Origin of the sequence: Streptomyces sp. NPDC047017, assembly GCF_040644175.1 — a bacterium.
In the GTDB taxonomy this organism is placed as follows: Bacteria; Actinomycetota; Actinomycetes; order Streptomycetales; family Streptomycetaceae; genus Streptomyces.
Map to the genome: position 1 here is coordinate 117,128 of NZ_JBEYVW010000005.1, position 16,045 is coordinate 133,172.

15 protein-coding genes are annotated in these 16,045 nt (G+C 72.7%); all 15 read left to right on the forward strand.

The genetic code is table 11. The features are described from left to right. Positions 1–174 precede the first annotated feature (174 nt). The 15 genes from ABZ858_RS10340 to hpnH all read left to right on the forward strand — a co-directional run bounded on the left by ABZ858_RS10340 (position 175) and on the right by hpnH (position 16,042). Positions 175–1,986 (forward strand): DUF5941 domain-containing protein, encoded by a 1,812-nt coding sequence (locus tag ABZ858_RS10340; protein WP_361374739.1) that lies wholly within the window; start codon positions 175–177, stop codon positions 1,984–1,986. After that, on the forward strand, positions 1,983–2,735 hold the full coding sequence (locus ABZ858_RS10345; protein ID WP_361374741.1) for a phosphocholine cytidylyltransferase family protein: 753 nt from the start codon (positions 1,983–1,985) through the stop codon (positions 2,733–2,735). Before ABZ858_RS10340 ends, ABZ858_RS10345 begins: the two co-directional genes overlap by 4 nt. Then, complete coding sequence (locus ABZ858_RS10350; protein WP_361374743.1) at positions 2,723–3,787, forward strand: iron-containing alcohol dehydrogenase family protein; 1,065 nt, start codon at positions 2,723–2,725, stop codon at positions 3,785–3,787. Before ABZ858_RS10345 ends, ABZ858_RS10350 begins: the two co-directional genes overlap by 13 nt. Beyond that, positions 3,765–4,544 carry a CDP-alcohol phosphatidyltransferase family protein gene (locus tag ABZ858_RS10355; RefSeq protein WP_361374745.1) on the forward strand — a complete coding sequence of 260 codons (780 nt, stop codon included), beginning with the start codon at positions 3,765–3,767 and terminating at the stop codon, positions 4,542–4,544. Before ABZ858_RS10350 ends, ABZ858_RS10355 begins: the two co-directional genes overlap by 23 nt. Next, positions 4,541–5,425 carry a glycosyltransferase gene (locus ABZ858_RS10360; RefSeq protein ID WP_361374747.1) on the forward strand — a complete coding sequence of 295 codons (885 nt, stop codon included), beginning with the start codon at positions 4,541–4,543 and terminating at the stop codon, positions 5,423–5,425. The genes ABZ858_RS10355 and ABZ858_RS10360 overlap by 4 nt, the downstream gene beginning before the upstream one ends. Before the next feature lie 97 nt (positions 5,426–5,522). Next, a complete protein-coding gene (locus ABZ858_RS10365; RefSeq protein WP_361374749.1) occupies positions 5,523–6,452 on the forward strand; it encodes an ABC transporter permease in 930 nt (309 codons plus the stop codon). Next, entirely contained in the window at positions 6,445–7,254 is an 810-nt protein-coding gene (locus ABZ858_RS10370; protein ID WP_361374751.1) for an ABC transporter ATP-binding protein, read from the forward strand. Before ABZ858_RS10365 ends, ABZ858_RS10370 begins: the two co-directional genes overlap by 8 nt. Before the next feature lie 362 nt (positions 7,255–7,616). Next, on the forward strand, positions 7,617–8,513 hold the full coding sequence (gene hpnC, locus ABZ858_RS10375; RefSeq protein WP_361374753.1) for a squalene synthase HpnC: 897 nt from the start codon (positions 7,617–7,619) through the stop codon (positions 8,511–8,513). Further along, positions 8,510–9,460 carry a presqualene diphosphate synthase HpnD gene (gene hpnD / locus ABZ858_RS10380; RefSeq protein WP_361374755.1) on the forward strand — a complete coding sequence of 317 codons (951 nt, stop codon included), beginning with the start codon at positions 8,510–8,512 and terminating at the stop codon, positions 9,458–9,460. Before hpnC ends, hpnD begins: the two co-directional genes overlap by 4 nt. Next, positions 9,460–9,597 (forward strand): DUF6380 family protein, encoded by a 138-nt coding sequence (locus ABZ858_RS10385; protein WP_361374757.1) that lies wholly within the window; start codon positions 9,460–9,462, stop codon positions 9,595–9,597. The genes hpnD and ABZ858_RS10385 overlap by 1 nt, the downstream gene beginning before the upstream one ends. Then, positions 9,594–11,096, forward strand: a complete 1,503-nt coding sequence (gene hpnE, locus ABZ858_RS10390; protein WP_361374759.1) for a hydroxysqualene dehydroxylase HpnE — start codon at positions 9,594–9,596, stop codon at positions 11,094–11,096. The genes ABZ858_RS10385 and hpnE overlap by 4 nt, the downstream gene beginning before the upstream one ends. After that, positions 11,093–12,232 (forward strand): polyprenyl synthetase family protein, encoded by a 1,140-nt coding sequence (locus ABZ858_RS10395; RefSeq protein WP_361374761.1) that lies wholly within the window; start codon positions 11,093–11,095, stop codon positions 12,230–12,232. The genes hpnE and ABZ858_RS10395 overlap by 4 nt, the downstream gene beginning before the upstream one ends. Positions 12,233–12,348: 116 nt before the next feature. Continuing rightward, positions 12,349–14,373 carry a squalene--hopene cyclase gene (shc, locus tag ABZ858_RS10400; RefSeq protein ID WP_361374763.1) on the forward strand — a complete coding sequence of 675 codons (2,025 nt, stop codon included), beginning with the start codon at positions 12,349–12,351 and terminating at the stop codon, positions 14,371–14,373. Further along, positions 14,373–15,014 (forward strand): 1-hydroxy-2-methyl-2-butenyl 4-diphosphate reductase, encoded by a 642-nt coding sequence (locus ABZ858_RS10405; RefSeq protein ID WP_361374765.1) that lies wholly within the window; start codon positions 14,373–14,375, stop codon positions 15,012–15,014. Before shc ends, ABZ858_RS10405 begins: the two co-directional genes overlap by 1 nt. Positions 15,015–15,019: 5 nt before the next feature. Beyond that, the gene (hpnH, locus tag ABZ858_RS10410; protein ID WP_361375316.1) at positions 15,020–16,042 is read left to right on the forward strand and encodes an adenosyl-hopene transferase HpnH; all 1,023 of its coding nucleotides are present in this window, start codon (positions 15,020–15,022) and stop codon (positions 16,040–16,042) included. Positions 16,043–16,045 lie beyond the last annotated feature (3 nt).

Consider the following 16,045-nt stretch of genomic DNA (forward strand, 5'->3'; position numbering starts at 1 on the left):
ATCGCGGCGCGGGCCGCGGCAGACCGCGTCGACCGGCCCCTGAACGGGCGGTGAACGCGGGCTTCCCGGCATCCGATAGCCTCTGCCGACATGCCGCCCGGGTGCCGCAGGCGAGCGGCACCCCCACCATGCACATGACCGGCGCGCCGCGTCGGCACCAGGGAGTGACTTCGGTTGTCGACCGCCATCCTCACCGGCCAGCCGGTCCCCGGATCGTCGATCGAGGCTGATCTGCGGTCCCTCGGCTTCGACGTACGGCCGGCCGCCGACGCCGACGACGCCGAGACGCTCCTCGCCCAGGTCCCCGGGGACCAGCGGGTCGCCGTCGTCGACGCCCGCTTCGTCGGCCACCCGCACGCCCTGCGCCTGGGCCTGACCGACCCCCGCTTCCCGCTCGCCGCCGTACCCGGCGCCGTCACCGCCCGGCCGGCCGGCCGGCAGGCCCTCACCCGGGCGATGGCCCGGGAGAACACCGCCTCGGGCGGCACCGCGCTCGCCGTGGACAGCCTCGCCGACCGCATCACCGCCGCCCTGGACGCCGACGGCTCCGCCGTGCACCACCCCGACCTCGGCAGCCTCGTCGCCGCGGTCCCCGCCGACCCCCAGGCCCGCAACGAGGCCCGGCAGGCCGTCGCCGCCGTCGACGACGAGGCCGTCCGCCTCAAGTCGGCCGTCAAGGCCCGCGACGGCTTCTTCACCACCTTCTGCATCAGCCCCTACTCGCGCCACCTCGCCCGCTGGTGCGCCCGCCGCGGCCTGACCCCCAACCAGGTCACCACCGCCTCCCTGCTCACCGCGCTGATAGCGGCCGGCTGCGCCGCCACCGGCACCCGCGCCGGCTTCGTCGCCGCCGGCGTCCTGCTGATCGCCTCGTTCGTGCTGGACTGCACCGACGGCCAGCTCGCCCGCTACTCCCTGCAGTACTCCACCCTCGGCGCCTGGCTCGACGCCACCTTCGACCGGGCCAAGGAGTACGCCTACTACGCCGGCCTCGCCCTCGGCGCCGCCCGCGGCGGCCATGACGACGTATGGGCGCTCGCGCTCGGCGCGATGGTCCTGCAGACCTGTCGGCACGTCGTGGACTTCTCCTTCAACGAGGCCAACCACGACGCCACCGCCAACACCAGCCCCACCGCCGCCCTCTCCGACAAGCTCGACAGCGTCGGCTGGACGGTCTGGCTGCGCCGCATGATCGTGCTGCCCATCGGTGAGCGCTGGGCGATGATCGCCGTGCTCACCGCGGCCACCACCCCCCGCGTCACCTTCTACGCGCTGCTGGCCGGCTGCGCCTTCGCGGCCGCCTACACCACCGCGGGCCGCGTGCTGCGCTCGGTGACCCGCCGGGCCCACCGCACCGACCGCGCCGCGCGGGCGCTCGCGGACCTGGCCGACAGCGGCCCGCTCACCGAGGGCCTCACCCGCGCCCTGCGCGCCCCCGCGCGCCGGCTGCCCGCTGTCACCGCGCCCGCCCTCGCCCTCCTCGGCGCCCTCGCCGTCACCGCGGTGAGCGCCCTGACCGGCTTCGGCGGCCCCTGGCCCGTCGTCGCCGCCCTCGTCCACGTCCTGACCTCGGCGCTCGCCGTCTCCCGCCCCCTCAAGGGCGCCCTTGACTGGCTGGTCCCGCCGTTCTTCCGGGCCGCCGAGTACGGCACCGTGCTCGCCCTGGCCGCCCGGGCCGACGTACCCGGAGCCCTGCCCGCGGCGTTCGGGCTGGTGGCGGCCGTCGCCTACCATCACTACGACACGGTGTACCGCATCCGCGGCAACGCCGGAGCGCCGCCGGCCCGCCTGGTGCGCGCCATCGGGGGGCAGGAGGGGCGGACGCTGCTCGTCGCCGTGCTCGCCGCGCTGCTCACCGCCGACCGATTCGGGGTCGCGCTCACGGTCCTCGCCGTGGCCGTGGCGCTCGTGGTGCTCGCCGAGAGCATCCGCTTCTGGGTGTCCGCAGGGGCACCCGCCGTACACGATGAAGGAGAACCCGCATGATCGGCCTCGTGCTGGCCGCCGGCGCCGGACGGCGCCTGCGCCCCTACACCGACACCCTGCCCAAGGCGCTGGTGCCGGTGGGGCCCGAGGGCGCGGAGGACAGCATCACGGTGCTCGACATCGCCCTCGGCAACTTCGCCGAGGTGGGCCTGACCGAGGTCGGGATCATCGTGGGCTACCGCAAGGAGGCCGTGTACGAGCGCCGGGCCGCCCTGGAGCAGAAGTACGGCCTGAAGATCACCCTGATCGACAACGACAAGGCCGAGGAGTGGAACAACGCCTACTCCCTGTGGTGCGGCCGCGGTGCCCTCCAGGACGGGGTGATCCTCGCCAACGGTGACACCGTCCACCCGGTCTCCGTCGAGAAGACCCTGCTCGCCGCCCGCGGCGACGGCAAGAAGATCATCCTCGCGCTGGACACGGTCAAGCAGCTCGCCGAGGAGGAGATGAAGGTCGTCGTCGACCCCGCCAAGGGCGTCCAGAGGATCACCAAGCTGATGGACCCGGCCGAGGCCACCGGCGAGTACATCGGCGTCACCCTGATCGAGGGCGAGGCGGCCGAGGAGCTGGCGGACGCGCTGAAGGCCACCTTCGAACGCGACCCGCAGCTGTACTACGAGGACGGCTACCAGGAGCTGGTCGACCGCGGCTTCAAGGTCGACGTGGCGCCGATCGGCGAGGTCGACTGGGTCGAGATCGACAACCACGACGACCTCGCCAGGGGCCGGGAGATCGCGTGCCGGTACTGACGCGGCTCATCCCGTCGCCGGTCGCCGTCGACATCCGCCCCGGAGCGCTCGACGACCTCGCCGCGATCCTCTCCGACCAGCGGATCTCGCCCTCGGGCCGGCTGGCCTTCGCCATCAGCAACGGCTCCGGCCGGGTGCTGCGCGAGCGGTTCGCGCCGGCCTTCCCGGACGCCGACTGGTTCGAGGACGCCGACGGCACCATCGACGGCGCGGTCCGCCTCGCCGACTCCATCAAGAAGGCCGGCCGCTACGACGCGGTGGTCGGCCTCGGCGGCGGCAAGGTCATCGACTGCGCCAAGTACGCGGCGGCCCGCGTGGGCCTGCCGCTGGTCGCGGTGGCCACCAACCTCGCCAACGACGGACTGTGCTCGCCGGTCGCCACGCTGGACAACGACGCGGGCCGCGGCTCCTACGGCGTGCCCAACCCGATCGGCATCGTCATCGACCTCGATGTGATCCGCGAGGCACCCCTGCGCTTCGTCCGGGCCGGCATCGGTGACGTGATCTGCAAGATCTCCGCCGTGGCCGACTGGGAGCTGTCGCACCGCGAGACCGGCGAGAAGGTCGACGGCCTGGCCGCCGCGATGGCCCGCCAGGCCGCCGAGGCCGTGCTGCGCCACCCCGGCGGCATCGGTGACGACTCGTTCCTGACGACGCTCTCCGAGTCCCTGGTGCTGTGCGGCATCTCCATGTCGGTGGCCGGGGACAGCCGTCCCGCCTCCGGCGCCTGCCACGAGATCAGCCACGCGTTCGACCTCCGCTTCCCCAAGCGCAACGCGCTGCACGGCGAGCAGTGCGGCCTCGGCGGCGCGTTCGCCACGTATCTGCGCGGCGACACGGAGACGGCCGGGCAGATGGCCCAGGTGCTGCGCCGGCACAGCCTGCCGGTACTGCCGCAGGACATCGGCTTCAGCCCGGACGAGTTCGTCCAAGCCGTCGAGTTCGCCCCGGAGACCCGGCCCGGCCGCTACACGATCCTCGAACACCTCGCCCTCACGACCGACCAGATCAAGGACGTCTACGCCGACTATGTCAAGGCCATCGGTAGCTGAACTGAGACCGGTCGTCCACCCCGCCGGGGTCAAGGACCGGCGCAGCGGGGAGCACTGGGCGGGACGCCTCTACATGCGCGAGGTGTCCCTGCGCGTCGACCGCTACCTGGTGGGCACCAGGGTCACCCCCAACCAGCTCACCTACCTGATGACCCTGTGCGGCGTCCTGGCCGCCCCCGCGCTGCTGGTGCCGGGGATCTGGGGAGCCGTCCTCGGGGTGGTCGCGGTCCAGCTGTACCTGCTGCTGGACTGCGTCGACGGCGAGATCGCCCGCTGGAAGCAGCAGTTCTCGCTCGGCGGGGTCTACCTGGACCGGGTCGGCGCCTACCTGACCGACGCGGCCGTCCTCGTCGGGCTCGGCCTGCGCGCCGCCGACCTGTGGGGCGGCGGCCGGATCGACTGGCTGTGGGCGTTCCTCGGGACCCTGGCCGCGCTCGGCGCCATCCTCGTCAAGGCGGAGACCGACCTCGTCGGCGTCGCCCGCCACCAGGGCGGCCTGCCGCCGGTGAAGGAGGCCGCCGCCGAGCCGCGCTCCTCCGGCATGGCGCTGGCCCGCCGGGCCGCCGCCGCGCTCAAGTTCCACCGGCTGATCCTGGGCATCGAGGCGTCCCTGCTGATCCTCGTCCTCGCGATCGTGGACCAGCTCAGGGGCGACCTGTTCTTCACCCGCCTCGGCACCGCCGTCCTGGCCGGCGTCGCGCTGCTGCAGACGCTGCTGCACCTCGTGTCCATCCTCGCCTCCAGCAGGCTGAAGTGAGCGCGGCCATGCGGGTCGGCGCGGTGGTCATCACCATGGGCAACCGCCCCGACGAGCTGCGCGCCCTGCTCGACTCGGTGGCCAAGCAGGACGGCGACCGGATCGAGGTGGTGGTCGTCGGCAACGGCTCGCCCGTCCCGGACGTCCCCGAGGGCGTGCGGACGATCGAGCTGCCCGAGAACCTCGGCATCCCCGGCGGCCGCAACGTCGGCATCGAGGCGTTCGGCCCCGGCGGCCGGGACGTCGACGTGCTGCTCTTCCTCGACGACGACGGCCTGCTCGCCCGCCAGGACACCGCCGAGCTGTGCCGGCGCGCCTTCGCGGACGACCCGGACCTCGGCATCATCAGCTTCCGCATCGCCGACCCGGACACCGGCGTCACCCAGCGCCGCCACGTGCCCCGGCTGCGCGCCTCCGACCCGATGCGCTCCTCCCGGGTCACCACCTTCCTCGGCGGCGCGAACGCGGTGCGCACCGAGGTCTTCGGGGAAGTCGGCACCCTGCCGGACGCATTCTTCTACGCACACGAGGAAACCGACCTGGCATGGCGGGCCCTCGACGCGGGCTGGATGATCGACTACCGGTCCGACATGGTGCTGAACCACCCCACGACCGCGCCCTCGCGGCACGCGGTCTACCACCGCATGGTCGCCCGCAACCGGGTCTGGCTGGCCCGCCGCAACCTGCCGGCCCCCCTGGTCCCGGTCTACCTCGGGGTCTGGCTGCTGCTCACCCTCGCCCGCCGTCCCTCGCGCCCCGCCCTGCGGGCCTGGTTCGGGGGCTTTCGGGAGGGCTGGGCCACGCCGTGCGGACCGCGCCGGCCCATGCGGTGGCGTACGGTGTGGCGGCTCACCCGGCTGGGCCGGCCGCCGGTCATCTGAGAAGCTCGTTCCCCGGCGGCACCGGCCCGCCCGGACCCGTACCCCGGCCCGCCCATCCGCTCCGGCCGCGCAGTCACGAAGACGAAAGTATCCCCTTGTGAGTGAGACAACGCATGACGGCGGCGTCGCCCTCGGCGCGGCTCCGTCGCCCGACGAGGGCCTGCCCCCGGCCCGGCTCGCCGCCAAGTACGGGCTGTCCGTCAGCGGCGCCCGCCCCCCGCTCATGGAGTACGTACGTCAGCTCTGGGGCCGGCGCCACTTCATCCTCGCCTTCTCCCAGGCGAAGCTGACCGCCCAGTACAGCCAGGCGAAACTCGGCCAGGTCTGGCAGGTGGCCACCCCGCTGCTGAACGCGGCCGTCTACTACTTCATCTTCGGCCTGATCCTCAAGGCCAACAAGGGCCTGGGCCACGACACGTACATCCCGTTCCTGGTGACCGGCGTGTTCGTGTTCACCTTCACCCAGAGTTCGGTCATGGCGGGCGTGCGGGCCATCTCCGGCAACCTCGGGCTGGTGCGCGCGCTGCACTTCCCGCGCGCCTCGCTGCCGCTGTCGTTCGCGCTGCAGCAGCTCCAGCAGCTGCTCTTCTCGATGGTCGTGGTGTTCGTCGTGACGGTCGCGTTCGGCAACTACCCGGGCCTGTCCTGGCTGCTGATCGTGCCCGCGCTGGCGCTGCAGTTCCTGTTCAACTCCGGGCTCGCGCTGATCCTGGCCCGGATGGGCGCCCGGACCCCCGACCTCGCCCAGCTGATGCCGTTCGTCATGCGGACCTGGATGTACGCCTCCGGCGTGATGTTCTCCATCAGCACCATGCTGGCCGGGAAGCCGGAGTGGCTGGTGCGGCTGATGCAGGTGAACCCGGCCGCGGTCTACATGGACCTCATACGGTTCGCGCTGATCGACGGCTACGGCGCCGCGCACCTGCCGCCGCACGTCTGGGCCCTCGCCGTGTTCTGGGCCGTGGCCGTGTTCGCCGGCGGCTTCGTGTACTTCTGGAAGGCGGAAGAGAGGTACGGCCGTGGCTGAGCACCACCAGGACACCGCCGCCCGCGGGGCCGGGGCGCACGTCCCCACCGTCATCGCGGACGAGCTGCACATCGTCTACCGCGTCAACGGCGCCAAGTCCGGCAAGGGCAGTGCCACCGCCGCCCTCAGCCGCATCCTCAAGCGCGGCTCCGACGACACCCGGCGGGGCGTGCGCAAGGTGCACGCCGTCCGGGGCGTCTCCTTCACCGCCTACCGCGGCCAGGCCATCGGCCTGATCGGTTCGAACGGCTCGGGCAAGTCCACCCTGCTGCGGGCCATCGCCGGCCTGCTCCCGGCCGAGAAGGGCAAGGTCTACACCGACGGCCAGCCCTCCCTGCTCGGTGTGAACGCGGCGCTGATGAACGACCTGACCGGCGAGCGCAACGTCATCCTCGGCGGGCTCGCCATGGGCATGTCCCGCGAGCAGATAAAAGAGCGCTACCAGGACATCGTCGACTTCTCCGGCATCAACGAGAAGGGCGACTTCATCACCCTGCCGATGCGGACGTACTCCTCCGGCATGGCCGCCCGGCTCCGGTTCTCCATCGCCGCTGCCAAGGACCACGACGTCCTCATGATCGACGAGGCCCTTGCCACCGGCGACCGCGCCTTCCAGAAGCGCTCCGAGGAACGCATCCGGGAACTGCGCACGGAGGCCGGCACGGTCTTCCTGGTCAGTCACAACAACAAGTCCATCCGGGACACCTGTGACCGGGTGCTGTGGCTGGAACGCGGAGAACTCCGGATGGACGGTCCCACCGAAGAGGTGCTCAAGGAGTACGAGAAGTTCACCGGCAAATAGCGCGGGCCGAGGCGGGCCCCGCAGGAAACAGTTCCGGCGGGCCCCTTCGTGCGTAAAGGAAACGTCAACTCGCGCCGTGGCGAGGAATCTTGGCGCCGATCGGTGCGTTGTTGTGATCTCCGGGACACCCCCCTGAAGCTCGATGCGTTGTACAACGTAAGCTGTAGCGGTCCCGGAAAGCGGCAAGTGGGGAGATAATCCGCGACACCCTGCGCCGGGGGCCGCCCTGCGGACGGCCGGGCGGCGTGTCCGAAATAGTGTGTGTTGGCTCGGCAGTGTAGAACGGGAGATGTGACGGCAATGGCTACGGAAACTCCCCTGCTCACCGCAGCACGTGCCGTCCCCGTGCCAGGCAGCGGACGATGACGCGGAGGAACACGGCGCACGACCCGGAACGCGCCACCCTGGACAAGGCCGCGGGTGAGAACTTCCCCGTGGCACCGTTCTTCCTGCCCCGCGCCTGGCGCGCCGACCTCATGGCCGTCTACGGCTTCGCCCGGCTGGTCGACGACATCGGCGACGGCGACCTCGCCCCCGGCGGCGCCGACGCCCGCCTGCTCGGCGTGCCGGCCGCCGACGCGCAGGACCGCCTCGTCCTCCTCGACGCCTTCGAGACCGACCTGCGCCGGGTCTTCGACGGCACGCCCCACCACCCGCTGCTGCGCCGGCTCCAGCCCACCGTCCGCCGCTGCGCGCTGCCCCCCGAGCCGTTCCTCGGCCTGATCGCCGCCAACCGCCAGGACCAGCTCGTCACCCGGTACGAGACCTACGACGACCTCCTCGGCTACTGCGAGCTGTCCGCCAACCCCGTCGGCCGCCTGGTCCTCGGCATCACCGGCACCTCGACCCCCGAGCGGGTCCGCCGCTCCGACGCGATCTGCACCGCCCTGCAGATCGTCGAGCACCTCCAGGACGTCAAGGAGGACCTCGGCCGCGACCGCGTCTACCTGCCCGCCGAGGACCTGAAGCGCTTCCACGTGGAGGAGGCGGACCTCGCCGCGCCCACCGCGGGCGCGTCGGCGCGCGCCCTGGTCGCGTACGAAACGGAACGCGCCCGTGAACTCCTGAATGAAGGCGCCCCCCTGGTGGGTAGCGTCCACGGCAGGCTGAAGCTGCTGCTCGCGGGGTTCGTCGCGGGGGGGAGGGCGGCGATCCGCGCGATCGTCGCCGCCGAATACGACGTACTTCCCGGCCCGCCCAAGCCCGGCAAGATCCAGTTGCTGCGCGAGGTGGGCGTGACACTGCGAGGAGAGGGGTGATCCGGGCCGTGGAGTCGGAACAGCACGCGTCCGCACCGGTACTCGCCGCCTACAGCTACTGCGAGGCCGTCACCGGCCGGCAGGCACGTAACTTCGCCTACGGCATCAGGCTGCTGCCGGCGCCCAAGCGGCGCGCGATGTCGGCGCTGTACGCGTTCTCCCGGCGCGTCGACGACATCGGCGACGGCGCGCTGGCCGACGACGTGAAGGCGGCCCGGCTCCAGGACACCCGGGCGCTGCTCGGCCGGGTCCGCGAGGGCGCCGTCGAGGACGACGACACCGACCCCGTCGCGGTCGCCCTGGCGCACGCCGCCCGCACCTTCCCGATCCCGCTCGGCGGCCTGGACGAGCTGATCGACGGCGTCCTCGCGGACGTGCGCGGCGAGACCTACGAGACCTGGGACGACCTGAAGGTCTACTGCCGGTGCGTCGCCGGGGCCATCGGGCGGCTCTCGCTCGGCGTGTTCGGCACCGAACCCGGCGCACGCGGCGCCGAGCGCGCCCCCGAGTACGCCGACACGCTGGGTCTCGCGCTGCAACTGACCAATATCCTCCGGGACGTCCGCGAGGACGCCGAGGGCGGCCGCACCTACCTGCCCGCCGACGACCTCGCCAAGTTCGGCTGCTCGGCCGGGTTCCAGGGCCCCCGTCCGCCGGAGGGCTCCGACTTCGCGGGCCTGGTCCACTTCGAAGTGCGGCGCGCCCGCGCCCTGTTCGCCGAGGGCTACCAGCTGCTGCCGATGCTGGACCGGCGCAGCGGCGCCTGCGTCGCCGCCATGGCCGGCATCTACCGCCGTCTGCTCGACCGCATCGCCCGCGAGCCCGAGGCCGTGCTGCGCGGCCGGGTCTCGCTGCCCGGACGCGAGAAGGCGTACGTCGCCGTACGCGGGCTGTCCGGCCTGGACACCCGGCACGTGACCCGGCAGACCGTCAGGAGGCGCGCCTGATGGGCCGCTGGACCCGCAGCCGGCCCGCGGGGGCCCCGCGGGCAACCTGCCGGTGCCGGACGGCGTCCCTGACGGCGACGGCCGGCCGGGGACCACGCGCCCACCGCGGCGGACGCACAGGGGAGGGCGCACGATGAGCGACGGTACGCGACCGGACGGACCACCGGCGGCGGTGCCCGGACGGCACGCGGTCGTGGTCGGCGGCGGCCTGGCGGGCGTGACCGCCGCGCTGGCACTGGCCGACGCCGGGGTCCGCGTGACCCTGCTGGAGAGCAGGCCGCGCCTGGGCGGCCTCGCCTTCTCCTTCCGGCGCGGCGACCTCACCATCGACAACGGCCAGCACGTCTACCTGCGCTGCTGCACCGCCTACCGCTGGTTCCTCGACCGGATCGGGGGCGCGGACCTGGCCCCGCTGCAGGACCGGCTCGACGTGCCCGTGCTGGACGCCGCCAGACCCGAGGGACGGCGGCTGGGCAGACTGCGGCGCGACCCGCTGCCCGTGCCCCTGCACCTCGGGCGCAGCCTCGCCACCTACCCGCACCTCTCGCTCGCCGAGCGTGCCCGGGTCGGCCGCGCCGCGCTCGCCCTCAAGACACTCGACCCCGCCGACCCGGCCCTGGACGCCCAGGACTTCGGCAGCTGGCTGGCCGCGCACGGCCAGTCGGCGCGTGCCATCGAGGCACTGTGGGACCTCGTGGGGGTCGCCACCCTCAACGCGGTCGCCTCCGACGCCTCACTGGGGCTGGCCGCGATGGTGTTCAAGACCGGTCTGCTGTCCGACCCGGGCGCGGCCGACATCGGCTGGGCCCGCGTCCCGCTGGGCGAACTGCACGACCGCCTCGCCCGCAAGGCGCTCGACTCCGCCGGCGTCCGCACCGAGGTCCGTACACGCGTCACCTCCGTCTCCCACCACGACAACGGCCGCTGGAGCGTCCAGGTTCCCGGCGAGCGGCTCGAAGCCGACACCGTCGTCCTCGCCGTGCCCCAGCGCGAGGCGTACGACCTGCTGCCGCCCGGTGCCCTCGCCGCCCCGGAACGGCTCCTCGGCATCGGCACCGCGCCCATCCTCAACGTCCACGTCGTCTACGACCGCAAGGTCCTCGCCCGGCCCTTCGTCGCCGCCCTCGGCACCCCCGTGCAATGGGTCTTCGACCGCACCGAGGCGTCCGGGCTGCGACAGGGGCAGTACCTGGCCCTGTCCCAGTCGACCGCGCAGCACGAGATCGACACACCCGTCGCCGAACTGCGCGCACGCTACCTGCCCGAACTGCGCCGGCTGCTGCCGCACGCGCGCGGCGCCGAGGTCAGGGACTTCTTCGTGACCCGGGAGCGGACCGCGACCTTCGCCCCGGCCCCCGGCGTCGGACGGCTGCGGCCCGGCGCCCGCACCGAGGCACCCGGCCTGTACCTGGCCGGAGCGTGGACCGCCACCGGGTGGCCCGCGACCATGGAGAGCGCGGTCCGCAGCGGCGTCGGCGCGGCCGACGCCGCGCTGCGCGCCCTGGGCCGCCCCCGCCCGAGCCGCCTCTTCGCCCTGAAGGAGGCGGCCCACCGCAGCTCCCCGGGAGACACGCCCCGGGGCCCCGGCCGACAACCGGGACAGACCGGCGCCGCCCAGCGAGGCGGGATCCGGTGAAGGCCGACCAGCAGCCCGCGGCAGGCCCCCGCACCGCCGGCACCGCGACAAGAGGAGAGACTGTGCCCACTGTGCCCCCGGCCTCGACGCCAGCGCGAGGGACCGCGGTGGACGTGACCGCGCTGTTGGAGCGCGGCCGGACCCTGGCCACACCGGTCCTGCGGGCGGCCGTCGACCGTCTGGCCCCGCCGATGGACACCGTCGCCGCCTACCACTTCGGCTGGATCGACGCGGCGGGCAACCCCGCGGACGGCGACGGCGGCAAGGCGGTGCGCCCCGCGCTGGCCGTGCTCTCCGCCGAGGTCACCGGCGCCGCCCCCGAGGCCGGCGTGCCCGGCGCGGTCGCCGTCGAACTCGTGCACAACTTCTCGCTGCTGCACGACGACCTGATGGACGGCGACGAGCAGCGCCGCCACCGCGACACCGTCTGGAAGGTGCACGGCCCGGCCCAGGCCATCCTGGTGGGCGACGCCCTGTTCGCCCTCGCCAACGAGGTCCTGCTCGAACTCGGCACGGCCGAGGCCGGCCGCGCCGCCCGCCGGCTGACCAGCGCCAGCCGCGCCCTGATCGACGGCCAGGCCCAGGACATCTCCTACGAGCACCGCGACCGCGTCAGCGTCGAGGAGTGCCTGGAGATGGAGGGCAACAAGACCGGCGCCCTGCTCGCCTGCGCCTGCTCCATCGGCGCGGTGCTCGGCGGCGCCGACGACGCGACCGCCGACACCATGGAGAAGTACGGCTACCACCTCGGCCTGGCCTTCCAGGCCGTCGACGACCTCCTCGGCATCTGGGGCGACCCGGAGGCCACCGGCAAGCAGACCTGGAGCGACCTGCGCCAGCGCAAGAAGTCCCTGCCGGTCGTGGCCGCGCTCGCGGCGGGCGGCGACGCCTCCCGGCGGCTCGGCGAGATCCTCGCCGCCGACGCCAAGAGCAGCGACTTCGAGAACTTCTCCGAGGAGGAGTTCGCGGCCCGCGCCGCCCTGATCGAGGAGGCGGGCGGCCGCGAGTGGACCGCCCAGGAGGCGCGCCGCCAGCACACCATCGCCATCGAAACCCTCGACGCCGTGGACATGCCCGCCCAGGTCCGGGCCGCGTTCACGGCGCTCGCCGACTTCGTCGTCGTACGGAAGAGATGATCCCTATCGGTCGAACCCACCTCGCGTAGTCGCCGGCCGGTGCCGAAAGGTTTCGGGCACCGGCCGACGGCGGACCCGCAGCAGCACGACTCGCACGACTGCACGAAGGGGAAGCCATGACAGCGACGACCGACGGAAGCACCGGGGCCACACTGCCGTCCCGCGCTGCCGCGGCCAGTGAAACCGTACTCACCACCCCCGTGGCGGCCGGGGTGAAAGAAGCCGCCGCACACGCCGCCAGGCGGGCCAGCGACTTCCTGCTCGCCCAGCAGGACGCCGAGGGCTGGTGGAAGGGCGACCTCGAGACCAACGTCACCATGGACGCCGAGGACCTGCTGCTCCGCCAGTTCCTGGGCATCGCCGACGAGGCGACCACCCGCGCCGCCGCGCTCTTCATCCGGGGCGAGCAGCGCGCGGACGGCACCTGGGCCACCTTCTACGAAGGCCCGGGCGACCTGTCCGCCACCGTCGAGGCGTACGTCGCCCTCCGCCTGGCCGGCGACGCGCCCGACGCCCCGCACATGGCCAGGGCCTCGGCCTGGGTCCGCGCCCAGGGCGGCATCGCCGCCTCCCGCGTCTTCACCCGGATCTGGCTCGCCCTGTTCGGCTGGTGGAAGTGGGAAGACCTGCCGGAGATGCCGCCGGAGCTGATCTACTTCCCGCAGTGGATGCCGCTGAACATCTACGACTTCGGCTGCTGGGCGCGGCAGACCATCGTGCCGCTCACCGTCGTCTCCGCCAAGCGCCCGGTGCGTCCCGCGCCGTTCGCGCTGGACGAGCTGCACACCGACCCGCTGCGGCCCAACCCGCCCCGGCCGCTCGCCTCCGCGACGAGCTGGGAGGGCGCCTTCCAGCGCCTGGACAAGGCCCTGCACGCGTTCCGCAAGGTGGCGCCGAGGCGCCTGCGCAAGGCCGCGATGAACTCCGCCGTCCGCTGGATCGTCGAACGGCAGGAGAACGACGGCTGCTGGGGCGGCATCCAGCCGCCCGCGGTGTACTCGGTCATCGCCCTGCACCTGATGGGCTTCGACCTCAGACACCCGGTGATGCGCGCCGGCCTGGAGTCCCTCGACCGCTTCGCGGTGTGGCGCGAGGACGGCGCCCGGATGATCGAGGCGTGCCAGTCACCCGTCTGGGACACCTGCCTGGCCGCCATCGCGCTCGCCGACGCCGGCCTGCCCGCCGACCACCCGCAGCTGGTGAAGGCCGCCGACTGGATGCTCGGCGAGCAGATCGTGCGCCCGGGCGACTGGTCGGTGCGCCGCCCCGGACTGCCGCCCGGCGGCTGGGCGTTCGAGTTCCACAACGACAACTACCCCGACATCGACGACACCGCCGAGGTGGTCCTCGCGCTGCGCCGGGTCGCGCACCACGACCCGGAGCGGCTGGACAGGGCGATCGGCCGCGGCGTGCGCTGGAACCTCGGCATGCAGTCGAGGAACGGCGCCTGGGGCGCCTTCGACGTCGACAACACCAGCCCGTTCCCCAACCGGCTGCCGTTCTGCGACTTCGGCGAGGTCATCGACCCGCCGTCGGCCGACGTCACCGCGCACGTCGTGGAGATGCTCGCCGTCGAGGGCCTGTCCCACGACCCGCGCACCCGGCGCGGCATCGACTGGCTGCTGGCCGAACAGGAGCCGGACGGCTCGTGGTTCGGCCGCTGGGGCGTCAACTACGTCTACGGCACCGGGTCCGTCGTCCCCGCCCTGACCGCGGCCGGCCTGCCCGGCTCCCACCCGGCGATCCGCCGCGCGGTGGCCTGGCTGGAGCGCGTGCAGAACGACGACGGCGGCTGGGGCGAGGACCTGCGCTCCTACCAGGACTCCAAGAAGTGGAGCGGCAAGGGCGCCTCCACCGCCTCGCAGACCGGCTGGGCGCTGATGGCCCTGCTCGCCGCGGGGGAGAAGGACTCCAAGGCCGTCGAACGCGGGATCGAGTGGCTCGCGGCCACCCAGCGGGAGGACGGCTCCTGGGACGAGCCGTACTTCACCGGCACCGGCTTCCCCTGGGACTTCTCCATCAACTACCACCTCTACCGCCAGGTCTTCCCGCTCACCGCGCTCGGCCGGTACGTCCACGGCGAGCCCTTCGCCGACCGGGTACGGGCGGACCGGCCCCGTACCGAGGCCAAGGCGGGCTGATGAGGACGCAGCCCGCCGCGGACCCGCTGCTGATCGCCTGCGCGCTCGGCATCGAGCACCTCGCCCTGCGCGCCGGCGACCACCGCGGCGCCGGCGGGCCGGTGACCTTCCTGCGCACCGGCATGGGCCCCCGGGCGGCGGAACGCTCCGTCGCCCGGGCCCTGGCCGGCCCCGCGGCGGCGCGGACCGCCGTGCTGGCCACCGGCTTCTGCGCGGGACTCGCCCCCGGCATGCACCCCGGCGATCTGGTCGTCGCCGAGGAGACCCGGGACCCGGGCGGCACGGTCACCTGCGTCGGCACCGAACTGCTCGTCAAGGAACTCGCCCGCACCCTGCCCGGCCGCACCGTGCACACCGGACCGCTCACCGGCTCCGACCACGTGGTGCGCGGACCGGAACGCTCCGGCCTGCGCGCCACCGGCGCGATCGCGGCCGACATGGAATCGGCGGCCACCCTGCTGAGCGCCGTGCGCACCGGCACGCGCCCGGTTGCCGCCGTCCGGGTGGTCGTGGACGCACCAGAACACGAACTCGTACGCATCGGCACGGTGCGCGGTGGAATATCTGCTTTCCGCGTTCTCCGATCCGTACTGCCGACTTTCTTCGAATGGCACCGTAATGTGCTGCTCCCCAGGAGGTGAGCCAGATGGCCATGCCGCTGCGCCAGTCCATCAAAGTCGCTACATATCTGGCCGAACAGAAGCTGCGCAAGCGGGACAAGTTCCCGCTCATCGTGGAGCTTGAGCCGCTCTTCGCCTGCAACCTGAAATGCGAGGGCTGCGGCAAGATCCAGCACCCGGCCGGAGTGCTCAAGCAGCGCATGCCGGTCGCCCAGGCCGTCGGCGCGGTCCTGGAATCCGGTGCGCCGATGGTGTCCATCGCGGGCGGCGAGCCCCTGATGCACCCGCAGATCGACGAGATCGTGCGCCAGTTGGTGGCCAAGCGGAAATACGTCTTCCTGTGCACCAACGCCATGCTGCTGCGCAAGAAGATGGACAAGTTCAAGCCGTCCCCCTACTTCGCCTTCGCCGTGCACATCGACGGACTGCGCGAGCGGCACGACGAGTCGGTGGCGAAGGAGGGCGTCTTCGACGAGGCCGTGGCCGCCATCAAGGAGGCCAAGCGCCGCGGCTTCCGGGTGACCACCAACTCCACGTTCTTCAACACCGACACCCCGCAGACCATCGTCGAGGTCCTCAACTTCCTCAACGACGACCTCAAGGTCGACGAGATGATGATCTCGCCCGCCTACGCCTACGAGAAGGCACCCGACCAGGAGCACTTCCTCGGCGTCGAGCAGACCCGCGAGCTGTTCAAGAAGGCGTTCTCGGGCGGCAACCGGCGCAAGTGGCGGCTCAACCACTCCCCGCTCTTCCTGGACTTCCTGGAGGGCAAGGTCGACTTCCCGTGCACCGCCTGGGCGATCCCCAACTACTCGCTCTTCGGCTGGCAGCGCCCCTGCTATCTGATGAGCGACGGCTACGTCCCGACGTACCGGGAACTCATCGAGAAGACCGACTGGGACAAGTACGGCCGCGGCAGGGACCCGCGCTGCGCCAACTGCATGGCGCACTGCGGCTACGAGCCCACCGCCGTCCTGGCCACGATGGGGTCCCTCAAGGAGTCGCTGCGCGCCATGCGCGAGACCGTCTCCGGAAACCGGGAGTGAGGC

Excerpts from the sequence above, each read along its gene's own strand:
- ABZ858_RS10345 (WP_361374741.1), top strand. The coding sequence starts at position 1,983 with ATGATCGGCCTCGTGCTGGCCGCCGGCGCCGGACGGCGCCTGCGCCCC.
- ABZ858_RS10355 (WP_361374745.1), top strand. The coding sequence starts at position 3,765 with ATGTCAAGGCCATCGGTAGCTGAACTGAGACCGGTCGTCCACCCCGCC.
- hpnC (WP_361374753.1), top strand. The coding sequence starts at position 7,617 with ATGACGCGGAGGAACACGGCGCACGACCCGGAACGCGCCACCCTGGAC.
- ABZ858_RS10385 (WP_361374757.1), top strand. The coding sequence starts at position 9,460 with ATGGGCCGCTGGACCCGCAGCCGGCCCGCGGGGGCCCCGCGGGCAACC.
- hpnE (WP_361374759.1), top strand. The coding sequence starts at position 9,594 with ATGAGCGACGGTACGCGACCGGACGGACCACCGGCGGCGGTGCCCGGA.
- shc (WP_361374763.1), top strand. The coding sequence starts at position 12,349 with ATGACAGCGACGACCGACGGAAGCACCGGGGCCACACTGCCGTCCCGC.
- ABZ858_RS10405 (WP_361374765.1), top strand. The coding sequence starts at position 14,373 with ATGAGGACGCAGCCCGCCGCGGACCCGCTGCTGATCGCCTGCGCGCTC.
- hpnH (WP_361375316.1), top strand. The coding sequence starts at position 15,020 with ATGGCCATGCCGCTGCGCCAGTCCATCAAAGTCGCTACATATCTGGCC.